Annotated in this window: 15 protein-coding genes; 2 read left to right on the plus strand and 13 right to left on the minus strand. The window is 68.5% G+C overall.

Features of this window, described 5'->3' with window-relative positions; all coding sequences use genetic code 11:
* Positions 1-13 precede the first annotated feature (13 nt).
* The 8 genes from ACIQ6S_RS00835 to ACIQ6S_RS00870 all read right to left on the minus strand — a co-directional run bounded on the left by ACIQ6S_RS00835 (position 14) and on the right by ACIQ6S_RS00870 (position 6,706).
* Positions 14-844 (minus strand): hypothetical protein, encoded by an 831-nt coding sequence (locus ACIQ6S_RS00835; protein ID WP_397606682.1) that lies wholly within the window; start codon positions 842-844, stop codon positions 14-16.
* Positions 841-1,086, minus strand: a complete 246-nt coding sequence (locus tag ACIQ6S_RS00840) for a hypothetical protein (protein ID WP_397606683.1) — start codon at positions 1,084-1,086, stop codon at positions 841-843. The genes ACIQ6S_RS00835 and ACIQ6S_RS00840 overlap by 4 nt, the downstream gene beginning before the upstream one ends.
* Before the next feature lie 10 nt (positions 1,087-1,096).
* Complete coding sequence (locus tag ACIQ6S_RS00845) at positions 1,097-2,878, minus strand: flotillin family protein (RefSeq protein WP_297865958.1); 1,782 nt, start codon at positions 2,876-2,878, stop codon at positions 1,097-1,099.
* A 68-nt stretch (positions 2,879-2,946) separates the two neighbouring features.
* On the minus strand, positions 2,947-3,603 hold the full coding sequence (locus tag ACIQ6S_RS00850) for a YqiJ family protein (RefSeq protein WP_397606684.1): 657 nt from the start codon (positions 3,601-3,603) through the stop codon (positions 2,947-2,949).
* A 6-nt stretch (positions 3,604-3,609) separates the two neighbouring features.
* A complete protein-coding gene (locus ACIQ6S_RS00855; protein ID WP_297865960.1) occupies positions 3,610-4,290 on the minus strand; it encodes a PspA/IM30 family protein in 681 nt (226 codons plus the stop codon).
* Entirely contained in the window at positions 4,287-4,805 is a 519-nt protein-coding gene (locus ACIQ6S_RS00860; protein WP_397606685.1) for a hypothetical protein, read from the minus strand. Before ACIQ6S_RS00860 ends, ACIQ6S_RS00855 begins: the two co-directional genes overlap by 4 nt.
* A 90-nt stretch (positions 4,806-4,895) precedes the next feature.
* Entirely contained in the window at positions 4,896-5,540 is a 645-nt protein-coding gene (locus ACIQ6S_RS00865) for a response regulator (protein WP_397596063.1), read from the minus strand.
* A complete protein-coding gene (locus tag ACIQ6S_RS00870) occupies positions 5,537-6,706 on the minus strand; it encodes a sensor histidine kinase (RefSeq protein WP_397606686.1) in 1,170 nt (389 codons plus the stop codon). Before ACIQ6S_RS00870 ends, ACIQ6S_RS00865 begins: the two co-directional genes overlap by 4 nt.
* A 144-nt stretch (positions 6,707-6,850) precedes the next feature.
* Between ACIQ6S_RS00870 and ACIQ6S_RS00875 the strand changes: the two genes are divergently transcribed.
* Positions 6,851-7,543, plus strand: coding sequence for a hypothetical protein (locus tag ACIQ6S_RS00875; protein WP_397606687.1), 693 nt, complete (start codon positions 6,851-6,853; stop codon positions 7,541-7,543).
* Here ACIQ6S_RS00875 and ACIQ6S_RS00880 read toward each other — a convergent pair.
* The 5 genes from ACIQ6S_RS00880 to ACIQ6S_RS00900 all read right to left on the minus strand — a co-directional run bounded on the left by ACIQ6S_RS00880 (position 7,530) and on the right by ACIQ6S_RS00900 (position 12,914).
* Entirely contained in the window at positions 7,530-7,829 is a 300-nt protein-coding gene (locus ACIQ6S_RS00880) for a hypothetical protein (RefSeq protein WP_397606688.1), read from the minus strand. The genes ACIQ6S_RS00875 and ACIQ6S_RS00880 overlap by 14 nt on opposite strands.
* 74 nt (positions 7,830-7,903) lie before the next feature.
* Positions 7,904-9,061 carry an isovaleryl-CoA dehydrogenase gene (locus ACIQ6S_RS00885; RefSeq protein ID WP_397606689.1) on the minus strand — a complete coding sequence of 386 codons (1,158 nt, stop codon included), beginning with the start codon at positions 9,059-9,061 and terminating at the stop codon, positions 7,904-7,906.
* A gap of 19 nt (positions 9,062-9,080) precedes the next feature.
* A complete protein-coding gene (locus ACIQ6S_RS00890) occupies positions 9,081-9,668 on the minus strand; it encodes a hypothetical protein (RefSeq protein ID WP_397606690.1) in 588 nt (195 codons plus the stop codon).
* Positions 9,669-9,670: 2 nt separating this feature from the next.
* Positions 9,671-10,768 (minus strand): Glu/Leu/Phe/Val dehydrogenase dimerization domain-containing protein, encoded by a 1,098-nt coding sequence (locus ACIQ6S_RS00895; RefSeq protein ID WP_397606691.1) that lies wholly within the window; start codon positions 10,766-10,768, stop codon positions 9,671-9,673.
* A 109-nt stretch (positions 10,769-10,877) separates the two neighbouring features.
* Entirely contained in the window at positions 10,878-12,914 is a 2,037-nt protein-coding gene (locus tag ACIQ6S_RS00900; RefSeq protein WP_397606692.1) for a TonB-dependent receptor plug domain-containing protein, read from the minus strand.
* A 147-nt stretch (positions 12,915-13,061) separates the two neighbouring features.
* Here ACIQ6S_RS00900 and ACIQ6S_RS00905 point away from each other — a divergent pair, with 147 nt between their 5' ends.
* On the plus strand, positions 13,062-16,514 hold the full coding sequence (locus tag ACIQ6S_RS00905; protein WP_397606693.1) for a methylmalonyl-CoA mutase family protein: 3,453 nt from the start codon (positions 13,062-13,064) through the stop codon (positions 16,512-16,514).
* The last annotated feature ends 1 nt before the right edge of the window (position 16,515 follow it).

A 16,515-nucleotide genomic window follows, 5' to 3' on the forward strand; every position in this document is an offset into this window, starting at 1 on the left:
ACGAGGCCCGTCGTCACCAAGGCACCAGCAGGAAGTACTCACTGCCGGGCGGTGGGCTGCCGTCCTCCTGGCGATAGGTGCCGTCGCGATGCACCAGCTTGAGCGTCGTCGAGGTCGGCGCCGACTGCGCCACCGCCGGCTCGACAGCGAACTCGTCCGCATCAAGCCGCATCACGAGACGTCGCCAGCCGTCGTCTGAAACCTCGCCAACGGCAAGGGTGGCGGCGGTGTTGGTCCAGCGGGCGCCCTGGCACTGCACGTTGACGCAGCCCTCGATCGCTTCCTGCCGATAGCGCGCCAGCCCGAGCACGCGGCGGAAACCGCGACCGTCCGGCACGAACAGCGCGTACTCGTCACCCCAGCGATTGTCCGGAGCGCTCGCGCCCGGGGCCGTCTGGCTGACGGCCACGCCGATCACGCCGCCGCCGGGCGCGATGCCATCGAAGGTGGTGTCGAGCGTGAACTCACCGCCGTGGAACAACGTCATCGCGTCCTCGATGGCCGTCGCCACGACGTGGTGGCGCAAGTGGCCCGCGCCGTCCAGTGTGGCGAGGACGAAGGCATAGCCCTCGCCGTCGCCGCCCTCGGTGTAGGAGCGCGTCGCATCGTCGCGGAAGCTGCCAATGGCGTGCACCGCCCCCTTGGCATCGCCGGGCACGGCGATGCAATCCAGCTGCAACCGGGTTCCCGACGCAGCGCGCCGGGCATTCGCGTCGGCGGCCAAGGCCTTGCGGAGCGCGGTTTCGACGTCGTCTTTGCAGGTTGCTTCGGGACGCTCCTGCGCGCCCGCTGGACCGGCGATGCCGGCCAGCAGGGCGATGGCGAGCGCCGCGCGGTGCATCACGCCGGTACGCCGTGCTTCGCACGCACCTCGGCGATGCGCGCGCGCACGGTGGGACGGAGTTCGCCCTGCTCGGCGCGCCGGAACACGTTGGCCAGCACGCGCTTCTCGTCCTCGTCGACCACGCCGTCGCGCAACGCGAGGCCCAACAGGAAGTTCAACTCCTCGAGGTCGAGCTTGCCGTCGTCGGTGAACACCTCGATCGAGCCCAGTGCGATGTCCAGGTAGCTGCGGGAATTCGCCATGGTCGTCTCCTTACGCGTCGGTGCCGCGGCTCGGGCCGCTGGCGTGAGGGGCCTTCAGGCCGGCGGTCAGGCCGGCCGTGAGGCCATTGAGGTCGGCGCCGCTCAGGCCGACGTCCTTCATCAGCGAATCGACCAGCGGCGCGTGGGCGCGGTAGCGCAGCGCGCTGGCGACCACCTGCTCGGCGAGGTTGCCCTGCGCGGCGTTGCCCTCGCCCGAGGCGGCGAGCGAACCGTTCGCGCCGCCGGCGTTGAGGCCGTCGACGTTGATGATCTTGATGCCGTCGATGGCCTCCATCGGACGCACGCTCTCGCGGATGATGTCGGGCAGGTGCTTGAGCAGCGCCAGGCGGAGCTGCATCTCGATCTGCTCGGCCGACAGCGTGTTCGCCGCGGCATTGACCGCCTTGGCACCGTCGGCATCGACGCGGTAGCGCACTTCGGCGGCTTCGGCGCGCAGCTTCTCCGCGGCGGCTTCCGCCTCGGCCTCGATGCGCTTCTGGTCGGCGTTGGCCGTCGCCAGCGTGCGGATGGCCTCGGCCTTCTCGGCGGCCGCCTGCTTCTCGGACTCGGCCGCGATGGTGATCGCGATCTGCTCGCGCTCGGCTTCCTTCGCCGCTTCGACCAGCTCGATGCGCTTCTGGCGCTCGGCGCGCTCGACCTCACGCACGGTGTCGACCTGCTCCTGCGCCTTCACGGCGTCAGCGCGGGCGATGTCCGCGGCCGCCTGGGCTTCCGACTGCGCGCGCGACTTCTCGGCGATGGCGATCGCCTTCTCCTGCTCGGCGAGCTCGACGATTTTCTTCTGGTTGACCTCGGCCGTGTTGACGTTCTTGGTCTTCTCGATCTCGCGTTCCTTCAGCTGCTGGTCCATCGCGATGCGCTGTTCCTCGACCGCGCGCTGTGCGGCGATCTTGGCCGAGTCGACCTGCTGCTGGGCGGTGATCTTCGCGCCCTCGGCCTCCTGGGTCTTCTGCGCCTGCTCGCGGGCGATCTCGGCCGACTGCGCGGCACGGCGGATCTCCACCTCGCGCTCCTGCTCGAGCTTCGCGTATTCCTCGTCGCGCTGGATCTGCAGGCGCTGCTGCGAAGCTTCGAGGTTCATGCGCTGGATCTGGACTTCCGTCTGCTGCTCGATCTCGTTGCGCTTCTTGCGGCGCAGCTCGATGGCTTCCGTCAGCTTGGTCAGGCCCTCGGCGTCGAAGGCGTTGTCCGGGTTGAAGAATTCCTTGCCGGTCTGGTCGAGGCCGGTCAGCGAGACCGACTCCAGCTCGAGGCCGTTCTTCAGGATGTCCTCGGAAACGACCTGCTGCACCTTCTGGACGAACAGCGTGCGCTGCTCGTGCAGCTCTTCCATGCCCATCTCGGCGGCCACCGAGCGCAGGGCGTCGACGAACTTGCCTTCGACCAGCTCCTTCAGCGACTCCGGTTCCATCGTCTTCATGCCGAGGGTCTGCGCGGCATTGGCGATCGATTCCTCGACCGGCTGCACGCGCACGTAGAACTCGGCCTGCACGTCGACGCGCATGCGGTCGCGGGTGATCAGGGCCTGCTCGCGGGCACGCTGCACGTCGAGCTTCAGCGTGTTCATGTTGACGCGGATGATCTCGTGCAGCACCGGGAACACCAGCGCGCCGCCGTTGACGATCACCTTCTGTCCGCCGAAGCCGGTGCGGACGAACGAGACTTCCTTGGTGGCGCGGCGATAGAGCCGCGACAGCACCAGCATGACGAAGAGGATGAAGCCGAGGCTGGCACCGGCAATCAGCACGATGCCCATGAAATCAAGACCCATGGCGGTGGAACTCCTTGTGGCGGGGGACGAACGTGGGGGATGGAACGGGGGGTAGACGCTTCAGCGCGTCAGGGGGAGAGGGCGGGATTCGCGTTGGCGATGCAGCGGTAGACGGCGCCATCGCGCGAGACGAGGAGCACCTGGCTGCCCTGGGCATGGCTGGCGCCGGCCTCGTCGGGCTCGACCAGCACGTAATGCTGGCGGCCGAAGCGGTCGCGCACCTTGGCTTGCGCCGCGGAGCCGGCCGTCGCTTCGCCGAGGACGATCGTGGCGACGCGGCCGACCAGCTCTTCCTGCGAGATCGACTGGGTCTCGTCGCGGGGCAGGGCGCGGGCGAAGAAGCTGCCGAACAAACGGGTGCCACCGAACGCCGGAACCACGGCCAGCGGGGCAAGCAGCCACGCAGGCAGCGTGAAGGCCGAAACGCCGTGCACCAGCATCTGCACCGAAAGACCCACCACGCCGAAGGCCAACAGGAAGGTGGCCAGCAGGATCAGTGCGGGCACCTTGCCGAAGTGCAGCCAGCCGAGGAAGCGGTCGAGCGCAGTGGAGTAGCCCGCCACCTCGGCCGCGTCGGAGGCCGAAGGGTCGAGCCATTCGTCGAGCACGCCGGAGGCGCTGAAGCCGGTGACCATGCCCAGCCCTTCGATCAGGCCGAGCATCACCACCATCAGCAGCGCCACGACGAAGGGCAGGTTGCCGCCCGCGGTGAGGAAATCGAGCATCGCGGCTCAGTCCGCCTTCTTCGACTTGATCTGCGCCAGGCGCTCCTGGATGCGGTTGGCGCGCGACAGCGCTTCGAGCTCGGCGAGGCGCGCGGCATCGGCGCCGCTCGGCGTCGAGCCGGGCACGCCGCCGGCGCGCTGCATCACCCGCGAGAACGCCGTCTCGGCTTCGCTGACACGGCGGGCCGGCGAGGGGCCGCTGCCGGCGGCGGCGCCACCCGCGGCCTGCGCGGCCGCGGCGGCCTTCTGCGCGGCGCGGAACTGCTGCAGTTCGCCTTCCAGCTCGCGACGGCGCGCGGTGAGCGCGGCCACGTAGCCTTCCAGTTCCTTCTGCTGCGTCTGCGCCTCGGTGATGGCGCTCTCGAGCACCGGGATCTGCGCTTCGATGTCGAACTGCTTGGCGATGGCGGCCTCGGCGAGGTCCTCGCGGTTCTGCGCGACGGCCAGTTCGATCTGGTCGCCGAGCGTTTCGTGCTTCTGGTTCTCTTCCGCGAGGCGCTTGGTCGCGAGGTGGCGCGTGGCCAGGACCTTGCCGAGCTCGGCGCGCACGTCGTCGGTGGCGCCGTCGATCTCGCGCAGCGCCTGCTCCATCACCATCTCGGGCGCGGCATCCTCGACCGCATTGATCAGGGCATTGACCGAGCCGGCGATCAGCCGGCCGACGCGGGTGGAAATGGCCTCTTTCATGGAGAACTCCTTTCAGGCGAGCTGCGATGGTGAAGGATCACCGTGCCCAGCTCCAGCACGGAATCGATGCGCCGTGCGACCACGTCGGGCGCATAGCAGGGGGCGGTTCGGGTGACGGCCAGCCGGAGCAGGCCTTCGAGCAGGGCCATGGCGCGGTCGGCGACGCGCGCTTCGAGGGCGAGGAACTCGGCGGCCTGGGGTTGCGCGCCGGGGCCGGCCACCAGCAGGCCGGCGATCTCCGGAACGCGCTGCAGGACCTCGGCCAACAGGGCGCTGCGTTGGCCGGTGTCGAGCTCGAAGCGGCGGATGGCTTCCACGGTGGGCGCCAGTTCCCCGTGCAGGCGCTGCACGGCGCAGGCCGCATCGGTGCGGGACTCCGCCGCATCCCGGGCTTCGGCAAGGAGAGCGCGGAGCTTTTCGCTGGGGGTCGTGGCACCGCGACGCTCGAGGCCGGCCAGGAACGCGGCATCCTCGTCGGAGAGGCGGACACTCAGCAGGGTGGTCTTGGGGCTCATGGGGCGTGTCGGCAACGAACGTATGACAAACGTACACGATCCAATTCGCTTGTCAACACGGCCGCCCGCAGGGCGCAGCCGGGCCTCGCCTCAGAGCAGCCGCTGGCTGATGGCCTTCATCACCGCATGGGTTCGGTCGCGGCAGTCGAGCTTCACCAGCAGGTCGGAGATGTAGTTCTTCACAGTGCCCTCGGAGAGGTGCAGCACGCGGCCGATCTCCTTGTTCGAGTAGCCGCCGGCCACGAGCTTCAGGATGCTGGCTTCGCGCTCAGTGAGGTGCGGTTGGCCTGCATTGCGCTCGGCCGGAAGCAGGGCGCGCACCGGGCCCAGCGAAACGGGTTGCAGCAGGGTCTCGCCGCGGGCCACGCGATCGATGGCGTCGTGCAGGTCTTCCGGCGCGGCGTCCTTCAGCAGGAAGCCCTGCGCGCCGGCCTCGATAGCGGCGAGCATCAGCGCGCTGTCGTCGAAGGTGGTGAGCAGGATCACTGGCGTGGCGTCGCCGCTTTCGCGCAATGCGCGAATCAGGCCGATGCCACCGAGCCCCGGCATGCGGATGTCGCTGACGATCACGTCCACCGGGCGCTGCGGTAGGGCGGCAATCAGCCGTTCCGCATCGGGGCTCTCCAGGGCGACCTCGAAGCCGAGATCGACGAGCAGGGCCGAAAGCCCCTTCAGCACCAGCGCCTGGTCATCGGCGAGTGCGAGTCGAATGCGCGTGGCCTCCGGGCGGTTCATGCGGCCACCCCAGCGGCGATGGCGGGCAGTTCCGCACGGAAGCGAAGGCCCTGCGGCGTGCAGGATTCGATGTGCAGTTCGCCGCCGAAGGCCGCGAGGCGCTCACGCATACCGCGCAGGCCATTGCCCTCGGCCAGCGGCAAGCGGCCGTGGCCATCGTCCTCCACGCTGAGTCGCAGGCGTCCGTCGACGGTGTCGACCCGCAGGGCGACGTGCGAGGCCTGCCCGTGGCGCAGGGCATTGGTCAGGCCCTCTTGGGCGAAGCGCAGCAGCACCTCTGCCTGGGCCACCGAGGCCACCCGGGCCTGCTCCCGGCCCTGCAGTTCGATGCGCACGCCCGGCAGCGGCCGGGCGAGGGCGGCGAGGGCGTCGCCGAGCTGGATGCCGTCGTGCTGCCGCAGTTCACTCACCACCGCGCGGATGTCGGCCAACAGTTCATCGGCCAGCTGCAGCGAGATGCCGAGTTCCTCGCGGCCGGCGAAGGCGGGGTCGCGGTGCAGGGCGCGAAGGTGCAGCTTCAGGGCGGTGAGCTTGTGGCCGGCCACGTCGTGCAGTTCGCGCGACAGGCGAAGGCGTTCGTCGCTGCGCGTGGATTCCTCGAGCAGGCGCTGCGTGGCCTGCAGCTCGGCATTGAGGTCGGCCAGCGCATCGCCGCGACGTTCGCTTCGCTCCGCGTACATCGCCGTCAACGCCGCGAAGGCCTGGAAGCCGAGCATCGGCAGGATCGAGAGCAGCAGGTCGTCGAGCTCGAAGCCGCGCAAACGCCACAGCGCGAGCACCGCCGCGTTCAGCAGCACGAGGATCGCGGTGGCCATCGGCACCGACAGCATCGTGAACAGCTGGCCGGAGACGATGATCAGCAGCACCGAAACGCCCGCCGATCCCAGAAGGTGTTGGGCGACGACGACCATCAGGCCCTGCGCCAGCAAGGCAGCGATGGCGCCGACGCGGTGTCGGCAGGGATCGATCACGTGCGCGGCCTGCAGCACGAACAGCACCAGCATCGCGAGCAGGGCGCCGAACCCCAGCCACACGCCAATGTCGCCGCGAACCAACGCGGCGGCCGGCACCGCGCTTGCGGTGATGCCGCCCCAGGTGATGTAGGCCGCCCAACTCAACGGGGCGAGCAGGCGGGTGCGAGTACTGCGGGCGAATTCGGAATCCATGCCGACAGTATCGGTGCCCGAACGTCCGGATTTCGCCCTCCCCAAGGCGAAGGTGACTTTCCTCACCCCTTGCGGGTGCCGACCGGCACCTCGGCGCCATGGCGCGCGATGCGGAGACTGGCGGCACCCCCAAGGAGAGCTGCCATGTACCGCGCCATCGTCACCGCCCACATCGCCTGCGGCGTCATCGCCCTCGTCACCTACTGGATGGCCGGCCTGTCGAAGAAGGGCTCGCCGCTGCATCGCGGTGCGGGCAAGGCCTACCTGCTCAGCATGATCGGCGTCGTCGCCAGCTCGGTGGTGATGGCGGGCTTCGCCTTCGCGCGGGAGATGTTTGTCATCGCCACTTTCCTTGCTTACCTCGTGGTGATCACGACGACGGCGATGGCCCTCGGCTGGTTGGCCCTGCGCCGCAAGCGCGACCAGGCCGGTTACCGCGGCACCGGTTACCGCGCCGGCGCGGTGGCGAACGTCGCCAGCGGCCTCGCGGTATTCGCCTTCGGCATCCAGCAGGGCGACGCCCTGCTGATGGGCTTCAGCTGGGTCGGCATCATCATTGGTGGCCAGATGCTCTGGCGCGCATGGAAGCCGCTGGCCGAAACCAAGTGGTGGCTGCGCGAGCACATCGGCGCCATGCTGGGCTGCGGCGTGGCGACGCACATCGCCTTCCTGGGCATTGGCATTCGCCGCCTCACCGACGCGCTGGGCGTGCCGGTCGATCTCGGCCTGGTGGCCTGGTTCGCGCCGGTGGCGGTGTCCTTTCTTGCCGGGCTGTGGCTGGAGCGGAAGTACCTCGCCGCGCCGGCGCGCCGATCTGTCGCGGTTACTGCGGGCTGATCTCGGCCTTCGCCGGGCAGCTCATCGCGTTGTCGCGTTCGGCCATCGTCTTGCCGATGGTGTAGGCGCCCATCATCACCAGCAGGCCGCCGCACAGCACGAGGGCAACGAGGGCCGCAATGGCGTCCTTCTTCGAGCCCGACTTGCGGGCCGTCATGCCGAGCAGCAGTGGGAACGCCAGCATGAACAGCGGCGATACCGCCATGGACAGGAACATCGCCGCCGGCATGGCGACAGCGAGCACGCCGGCGAAGGCGGTGGAGTCTTTCGAGGGCTGCGAGGTCATTGGACCATCCTTGGTGGGGGGGGGGTGGTCGAAAGCCTACCAATCGAGATGGGCGTGGCGGAACCCCGCCCGCCTCAGGCGTTTCCGGCGAACAGTTCCCGCCCAATCAGCATGCGGCGGATCTCGTTGGTACCTGCGCCAATCGCGTAGAGCTTCGCGTCGCGCAGGATGCGCCCGGTGTCGTATTCGTTGATGTAGCCGTTGCCGCCGAGGGTCTGGATGGCTTCCAGCGCCACCTGCACGGCGGCTTCCGAGGCGTGCAGCAGGCAGCCCGCGGCGTCCACGCGGCTCTTGTGGCCGGCGTCGTAATCGCGGCCCACCTGGTAGGCGAAGGCGCGGCTGCTCTGCAGCGCGGTGTACATGTCGGCGATCTTGCCCTGCATCAGGCCGAAGGTGCCGATGGCCGCGTCGAACTGCTTGCGCTCGCGCACGTAAGGCAGGGCGATATCCATCGCGGCCTGCATCAGGCCGAGCGGGCCACCGGTGAGCACGAGGCGCTCGGTGTTCAGGCCGCTCATCAGCACCTTGACGCCCTTGTGCACTTCACCCAGCACGTTCTCGGCCGGGATCTCGCAGTCCTCGAACACCAGCTCGCAGGTGTTGCTGCCGCGCATGCCGAGCTTGTCGAGCTTCTGTGCGGTGGAAAAACCCTTCATGCCCTTCTCGACGAGGAAGGCGGTCATGCACTGGCTGCCGGCCTCCTTGCCCGCGGTGCGCATGTAGACGATCAGCACGTCGGCTTCGGGGCCGTTGGTGATCCACATCTTGTTGCCGTTGGCCACCCACACGTCGCCACGCTTTTCCGCTCGGCAGGCCATCGAGCCCACCACGTCGGAGCCGGCGCCCGGCTCGCTCATCGCCAGCGCGCCCACCCACTCGCCGCTGCAGAGCTTCGGCAGGTACTTCGCGCGCTGCGCGGCGTTGCCGTTGACGTAGAGATTGCTGACGCAGAGGTTGGAATGCGCGCCGTAGCTCAGTCCCACTGAGCCCGAGGCGCGGCTGATTTCTTCCATCGCCACGAGGTGGGCGAGGAAGCCCATCTCGCTGCCGCCGTACTCGCCCGGCACGGTGATGCCCAGCAGGCCCATCTCGCCCAGCTTCCGCCACAGGTCGGCCGGGAACAGGTTGTCGTGGTCGATCTGCGCGGCGCGCGGCGCGATTTCGCTCTCGGCGAAACGGCGGACGGCGTCGCGGAGGGCATCGATGTCGTCGGAGATGGGGAACGGGCGCATGGGGTTCCGGAGGGGGAGGTCAGGCGAACAGCAGCATCGCGGCGAGGCCGACGACGAGCAGCAGGAGGAGGGCGAGGGCGATCCAATCGCCGACGGTGCGTTTGTAGCGCACCTGCGGTGTGGCCTGGATGATCGCCGCGTAGTCCGCGGCGAGGACGCGGCGGCCCTTTTCGCACCAGAGCAGGTAAAGGATGTACGCGTGGATCAGCGTGCCCACGGGGATCGCCAGCAGGCCGAGCATCGAGACCGGCGTGCCGATGTACTTCACCCAGGGCGAGAGCGTGCGGTAGCCGTAAGCGAGCGCGCCGGCCGCGGCGGCGAGCAGCCCGATGAGCACGCCGCCGCCGACCACGCCGGCCAGCTGGCGGGCATTGCCCGGGCCGCCATCGACGCCGGGCATCAGCACCGCGACGAGGGTCAGCAGCATCATCACCGCGCCCAGCCCGAACAGCAGCCCGACGGATTTCAGCTGCCGCTCGTGGCCGATGTGGGCTTCGCGGATGGCGACGGCATCGTCGCGCGGCGGCGCGGCGAACTCGAGGTTCGCCGCGGGCGGACGGTAAGCGTCGGCGGTGCCGAGCGTGGGGTCCTTACGCTCGGCGCCCATGCTCAGCCCTTGCGACCCATGAACTGCGGCCGTGCCGAACCCAGATGCGGCAGCTTCAGCTTGCCGATGGCGTTGATGCGCTCCTCGGCCATGCGGTCGGCGGCGCGGAAGGTGGGAATGCCCTCACGCTTGCTGATCTCGAAGATGCGGCCGAGGTTGTAGTAGATGGTGCGCATCATGCGCATGGCGCGCTCGCGGTTGTAGCCGTCGATCTCGAGAGAGACGTTCATCAGGCCGCCGGCGTTCACCGCGTAGTCCGGCGCGTAGAGGATGCCGCGCTTCTCGACTTCCATGCCGATCTCGTCGTTCGCCAGCTGGTTGTTGGCGGCGCCGCAGATGATCTTGCACTTCAGGCGCGGCAGGGTGGCCGCGTTCACCGTGCCGCCGAGGGCGGTCGGCGAGTAGACGTCGGCGTCGACGTCGTAGATCTCGTCGAGGGCCACGGCCTCGCAGCCGAACTCGTCGACGGCGCGCTGCACGGCGTCCTTGTTGATGTCCGTGACGAACACCTTGGCGCCCTTCTCGCGCAGCAGCTTCACGAACTCCATGCCCACGTGGCCCACGCCCTGCACGGCGTAGCTGTACTTGCCCACGTCCTCGTTGCCGAACTTCACGTTCAGCGCGGCCATCAGGCCCTGCACGGTGCCGTAGGCGGTGAACGGCGAGGGGTCGCCCGAGCCGCCGTGCACCTGATGCACGCCGGTGACGAACTCCGTCTCGCGGAACACGTATTCCATGTCGTTGACGTCGATGCCGACGTCCTCGGCCGTGATGTAGCGGCCGTTGAGCGAATTCACGAAGCGGCCGAAGGCGCGGAACAGCGCTTCCGACTTGTCCTTGTTCGGGTCGCCGATGATCACGGCCTTGCCGCCGCCGAGGTTCAGGCCGGACACCGCCGCCTTGTAGGTCATGCCGCGCGAGAGGCGCAGCACGTCGTTCACCGCATCCTGCTCGGTGGCGTAGGGCCACATGCGCGTGCCACCGAGGGCCGGGCCCAGCACGGTGTTGTGGATAGCGATGATGGCCTTCAGGCCGGCATCCGGGTTGTGGCAGAACACCACTTCCTCATGGCCGGTCTTGGCGAGGGTTTCGAAGATCATGCGGGGGCTCCGGATAGGCAAAGCCGCCGGGGGGGCCCGGCGGCGGCGCGCATTGTAAAGCAATTGCTCTAGGCGAGCCTCGGAGCAGGCCAGTGGCGCCCGGGCGCCATCAATCGAACGCCCATTCCAGGCCCAGCTGCCACTCGCGGCCCGGCAGCGGCAGTTCGCGGGCGACGTGCCCCGTTCGCGGGTTCACGCCGAGCCCGCCGGCCACGTCGATGTCCACGCCGCGGGCGTTGAAGAGGTTGTCGGCGTGCAGCCACAGGCGCAGTGCCGCGCTCGGGCGCCAGTTCACCTGCAGCATCACCCGCGGGTCGTTGGCCTCGGTCTGGAAGCCTTCGCGCGAACGCCAGTGCGCGCCCACGGTGGTATCCCATGCCTGCACGGGCAGCCAGTTCACCAGCAGGCTCGCGGTGTCGTGCGAGACGAACTGTCCGGGCGGCGCCTCGGCGATGCTCGCGGGCAGGCGGTAACGGTCCTCGAAGATCGTCGAGCCCGCCAGGCGCAGCCGCCATTGCGGCGAGGGCGTCCACAGCACCACGGCTTCGAGGCCTTCGGTGTGCTGGCGGCCGGCATTCACCGTCGTCGCGGTGATGCCATTGAGCGGCACCACCACAAAGCCGTCCTCCGCATCGCGGTGGTAGTAGGTGCCGGAAAGCAGCCAATCGCCGGACTGGTAGCGCCCCAGCAGCTCGGTGGTGCGCACCTGCGTGGGCTTCAGCCCCGGCGACCCGGCGATCACCGGGTTGTTCTGCAGGAAGAGCTGGCCCAGCGAGGGCGCGAAGAACGCTTCCTGCACCAGCAGTTTCATCGTGTAGCGCTCGCCGGGCGTCCAGACCCATGCCGCGCGCGGCGACAGGGCCGAGCCGCTCTGCTCGTAGTCGTCGTAGCGCGCGCCAACCACCAGCCGGTGCTCGGGCGTGAGGCGCCAATCGTCCTCGACGAAGGCCGCGCTCATGCGGTCGCGCGCGCCATCGGCGACGAAGCGCAGGCCCGTGCTTTCGAAACCCTCCAGCGGGAAGAACAGCGGGCCCAGCGTGTAGTTGGCCTGCAGGTCAGCCTGCGTGGTGCGGCCGGATTGCGTCTCGCCGCCGAAGGTGAGCGTGTGGGCGCCGAAGGTGCGCTGCAGCGTGAGCCCGCCCGACTGGTTGCGATGGGTGAGCACACCGCGCTGGCGGAAATCCTGGCTGGTGAACGGCCCGGTGCGCTCGCGCGCCACCACCGCGCTCAGCACGTAGCGCTGGCGAAGCGCGCTGGCGAAGCCTTCAAGGCGCCATTCGCCGAGGTCCACCTTGCCGCTGTAGCGCCACCAGGTGGCCGCCAGTTGGCTCTCGTCGCCGGGATTGATCGAACCGTTGAGGCCGTAATAGCCCTCGATGTCCGAATCGTGGTGCAGCACCTGCAAGCCGTGGCCGCCACGGCCGATGTCGAGGATGGCGGTGCGCGTCATGGACGATTCGGTGCTCTCCGAGACCCGGCCGAAGGGGTCGAACAGCCCCTCGTAACCCGGCGCCTCGTCCTCTTCCTGCAAGGCGCGCAGGTCGAGCCGCCACTCGCCGTGGCTTGCCCCGGTGATCACCTGCGCCGCAAGGCCGCCCTCCGACGACCGCATCGCCCCCACCAGGCCATCGCCGCGGCGCGTCACCACGTTCACCACCTCGTCGCTGGGGCCGCCGCCGAAGCGCGCGCCGCCCGGGCCGCGGATGATCTCGACGCGCTCCACCATCGAAAGCGGGAAATCGCGCACCACGCCCCAGGCCCGAACGGACTGCATGGTGTTCACCCGCTGGCCATCGATGGCCAGCAGGCCGCCGCCGGCCGTGCCGGGGTTGCCACGCAGCACCGTGCGGTTCTCGAGGCCCGTGGCGGCCACCCGCGAGGTGTAGGCGCCGGGCACCCAGTTCAGCACCTCGTGCAGGTGGCGGAAGCCCAGCCGCTCCAGCTCCTGGCGTTCGAGGACCGTGATGCTGGCCGTGGCGTCGCGCAGGGAGCTGGCGTTGAAGCTGGCCGCGCTGACGTCGATCTCCAGCAGCTCGTCGAGGCTGAGGTCGAGCAGGGCCGGATCCTGCGTGCGCGCCGCCGCCATGGCAGGCCCCATCACTGCGAGGGCAAGCACGATGGCGATGGCCAGTCCGTTCTGGGGCATGGGGAGTACGTGGGCTGCGGCAATGCAGCATACCCGGCGTTCACACCGTCATGGCAAGGGCGGCGAGCGGGGAGGGATCGTCAAAACCTGCGAACCCGCCCCAGAAGTTAAACTCGCCGCCTTTCCCGCAATCGCGACGTGGCCGCCATGAGCACCCCCGCCAGCCAGATCCCCCAGAACGCCGCCGAAGCCACCCCCTTGCGCTTCGTCACCGCCGCCTCGCTGTTCGACGGCCACGACGCCGCCATCAACGTGATGCGCCGGCTGATCCAGTCGCAGGGCGCCGAGGTGATCCACCTCGGGCACAACCGCTCGGTCGAGGACGTGGTGCGCGCCGCGCTGCAGGAAGACGCCGACGGCATCGCGCTCAGCAGCTACCAGGGCGGCCACACCGAGTACTTCAAGTACATGGTGGACATGCTGAAGGAGCGCGGCGCTTCGCACATCCGCGTGTTCGGCGGCGGCGGCGGCACCATCACGCCGGAAGAGATCGCCGAGCTGCAGGCCTACGGCGTGGAGCGCATCTACCACCCGAACGACGGCATGCAGCTGGGCCTCGTCGGCATGATCGAAGACTTGGTGGCCCGCACCCACAAGGCGCGCTTGGGCACGATCAAGCCCGCCGCCGTGGCCGTCGAAGATGAAATCGCCGTGGGCCGCATGCTCTCGGCCATTGAAGAAGGGCAGATCACCGAGGCCGAACTCGCCACCTTGCGCAAAGGCTGGCAGCTGGCCGGCGGCAAGACCCCGGTGGTGGGCCTTACCGGCACCGGCGGCGCGGGCAAGAGCTCGGTCACCGACGAGATCATCAACCGCTTCCTGCAGGCCTTCCCGGGCATGCGCATCGCCGTCATTTCGGTGGACCCGACCCGCCGCCGCACCGGTGGCGCGTTGCTCGGCGACCGCATCCGCATGAACTCGCTGCGCTCGCCGCGCGTGTTCATGCGCTCGATGGCCACCCGCCGCCAGCACGTGGCGACGAACGCCGTGCTGAAGGACTGCATCGCCTTCCTGCGTGGCCTGAGCTACGACCTGGTGCTGGTGGAAACCGCCGGCATCGGCCAAAGCGATTCCGAGATTGTCGACCTGGTCGACTTCCCGGTGTACGTGATGACCAGCGACTACGGCGCGGCCAGCCAGCTCGAGAAGATCGACATGCTCGACTACGCCGAGCTGGTGATCCTGAACAAGTTCGACCGCCGGGGTGCGGAAGACGCCCTGCGCGACGTGCGCAAGCAGTGGAAGCGCAACCGCGTGGCCTTCCAGATGCCGGACGACGAGGTGCCGGTCTACCCGACGATTGCGAGCCAGTTCAACGACCCCGGCGTGAGCTGGATGTTCGCCAACCTCTGCCAGCGCCTGAAGGCCAAGCTCGGCGAGGGCATCGCCTCGAACGCCTGCAGCTTCGCGCCCACCATCGATACGAGCCTGAAGGAGCCGCGCGCCACCGTGCTGATCCCCGGCGCGCGCATCCGGTATTTGGCCGAGATTGCCGAGCAAGGCCGGCGCATCAATGGCGACATCCAGCGCCAGAGTGAAGCGGCCGAGCGCGCGCAGGCCTGCTGGTCCGCGCTGAAGGAACTGGGCGATGCCGCGCTGCCCAAGGCGCTTGATCTCTACGCCGCCGATGCCCTGCGCGAAGGCGGCGACCGCAGCCTGCTGACGCTGCGCCAGCGCTACAACGACGCGCTGAACGCGCTCTCCACCGAATCGCTCGCGCTGCTGCGCGCGTGGCCGGAGCGCCTGAAGTCGGTCACCGACGAGTTCACCGAATACCAGGTGCGCGACAAAGTGATTCGCGTCGAGAACTACCGCGAATCCCTGAGCCACCAGAAGATCCCGAAGATCGCCGCACCGCAGTGGAAGAGCTGGGGCGAGCTGCTCATCTTCCTCGGCAAGGAAAACTTGCCCGGCCATTACCCCTACACCGGCGGCGTGTACCCCTACCGCCGCAGCGGCGAAGACCCCATCCGCATGTTCGCGGGCGAGGGCACGCCGGAGCGCACCAACCGCCGCTTCCATTACCTGAGCGTGGGCCAGCCGGCCGCGCGGCTCTCCACCGCGTTCGACAGCGTGACGCTGTACGGCGAAGACCCGGCCGAGCGCCCGGACATCTACGGCAAGATCGGCAACAGCGGTGTCTCCATCGCCACGCTGGACGACATGAAGAAGCTGTACTCCGGCTTCGACCTGTGCGCGCCCAGCACCAGCGTGAGCATGACGATCAATGGCCCCGCGCCGATGATCCTCGCGATGTTCATGAACACCGCCATCGACCAGCAGGTGGAAAAGCACCTGAAGGCCGACCCCGCACTGTGGGCCGTGGCCGAGCAGCGCATCGCCAAGCTCTTCGAGGGCCGCACGCGCCCGGTGTATTCCGGCGAGCTGCCGGAAACCAATAGCGGCCTCGGCCTCGGGCTGCTGGGCGTGACGGGCGACCAAGTGGTGGATGCCGAGACCTACGCCCGCATCAAGGCCCACACGCTGGCCACCGTGCGCGGCACCGTGCAGGCCGACATCCTCAAGGAAGACCAGGCGCAGAACACCTGCATCTTCAGCACCGAGTTCGCGCTGCGAATGATGGGCGACATCCAGCAGTACTTCGTCGACCAGAAGGTGCGCAATTTCTACTCGGTGAGCATCTCGGGCTACCACATCGCCGAGGCCGGAGCGAACCCGATCTCGCAGCTGGCCTTCACGCTCAGCAACGGCTTCACCATCGTCGAGTACTACCTCGCGCGCGGCATGAAGATCGACGATTTCGCGCCGAACCTGTCGTTCTTCTTCAGCAACGGCATGGACCCGGAATACACGGTGATCGGCCGCGTGGCCCGCCGCATCTGGGCCCGTGCCATGCGCGAGCGCTACGGCGCCAACGAGCGCAGCCAGATGCTGAAGTACCACATCCAGACCAGCGGCCGCTCCCTGCACGCGCAGGAGATCCAGTTCAACGACATCCGCACCACGCTGCAGGCCCTGTACGCGCTGTTCGACAACTGCAACAGCCTGCACACCAACGCCTACGACGAGGCCATCACCACGCCGACGGAAGAGAGCGTGCGCCGCGCCGTGGCCATCCAGATGATCATCAACAAAGAGCTGGGGCTGAACTTCAACGAGAACCCCTGGCAGGGCAGCTTCGTGGTGGACCAGCTCACCGACCTGGTGGAAGAGGCCGTGTACAAGGAGTTCGAGGCCATCAGCGAGCGCGGCGGCGTGCTGGGCGCCATGGACACCATGTACCAGCGCGGCAAGATCCAGGAAGAATCGCTCTACTACGAGCACAAGAAGCACGACGGCAGCCTGCCGCTGGTGGGCGTGAACACCTTCCTCGGCAAAGACCATGGCGGCGAGATCACCACCACCATCGAGCTGATCCGCAGCACGGAAGACGAGAAGGGCCAGCAGATCACCAACGTGCGCGCCTGCCAGGGCGCGCGGAATGGTGGCGCCTCAGACGGCCTGAAGCCGCTGCAGCAGACGGCGCGGAAGCGCGAGAACCTGTTCGCTGCGCTGGTGGAAGCGGTGAAGACCCACAGCCTCGGTCAGATCAGCCATGCGCTGTATGAGGTGGGTGGCGAGTATCGAAGGAACATGTGAC

Origin of the sequence: Silanimonas sp., assembly GCF_044377035.1 — a bacterium.
In the GTDB taxonomy this organism is placed as follows: Bacteria; Pseudomonadota; Gammaproteobacteria; order Xanthomonadales; family Xanthomonadaceae; genus Silanimonas.

Coding starts and splice junctions, on each gene's coding strand:
- ACIQ6S_RS00840 (WP_397606683.1), bottom strand. CDS start 1,086: ATGGCGAATTCCCGCAGCTACCTGGACATCGCACTGGGCTCGATCGAG.
- ACIQ6S_RS00845 (WP_297865958.1), bottom strand. CDS start 2,878: ATGGGTCTTGATTTCATGGGCATCGTGCTGATTGCCGGTGCCAGCCTC.
- ACIQ6S_RS00850 (WP_397606684.1), bottom strand. CDS start 3,603: ATGCTCGATTTCCTCACCGCGGGCGGCAACCTGCCCTTCGTCGTGGCG.
- ACIQ6S_RS00855 (WP_297865960.1), bottom strand. CDS start 4,290: ATGAAAGAGGCCATTTCCACCCGCGTCGGCCGGCTGATCGCCGGCTCG.
- ACIQ6S_RS00860 (WP_397606685.1), bottom strand. CDS start 4,805: ATGAGCCCCAAGACCACCCTGCTGAGTGTCCGCCTCTCCGACGAGGAT.
- ACIQ6S_RS00865 (WP_397596063.1), bottom strand. CDS start 5,540: ATGAACCGCCCGGAGGCCACGCGCATTCGACTCGCACTCGCCGATGAC.
- ACIQ6S_RS00870 (WP_397606686.1), bottom strand. CDS start 6,706: ATGGATTCCGAATTCGCCCGCAGTACTCGCACCCGCCTGCTCGCCCCG.
- ACIQ6S_RS00875 (WP_397606687.1), top strand. CDS start 6,851: ATGTACCGCGCCATCGTCACCGCCCACATCGCCTGCGGCGTCATCGCC.
- ACIQ6S_RS00880 (WP_397606688.1), bottom strand. CDS start 7,829: ATGACCTCGCAGCCCTCGAAAGACTCCACCGCCTTCGCCGGCGTGCTC.
- ACIQ6S_RS00885 (WP_397606689.1), bottom strand. CDS start 9,061: ATGCGCCCGTTCCCCATCTCCGACGACATCGATGCCCTCCGCGACGCC.
- ACIQ6S_RS00890 (WP_397606690.1), bottom strand. CDS start 9,668: ATGGGCGCCGAGCGTAAGGACCCCACGCTCGGCACCGCCGACGCTTAC.
- ACIQ6S_RS00895 (WP_397606691.1), bottom strand. CDS start 10,768: ATGATCTTCGAAACCCTCGCCAAGACCGGCCATGAGGAAGTGGTGTTC.
- ACIQ6S_RS00900 (WP_397606692.1), bottom strand. CDS start 12,914: ATGCCCCAGAACGGACTGGCCATCGCCATCGTGCTTGCCCTCGCAGTG.
- ACIQ6S_RS00905 (WP_397606693.1), top strand. CDS start 13,062: ATGAGCACCCCCGCCAGCCAGATCCCCCAGAACGCCGCCGAAGCCACC.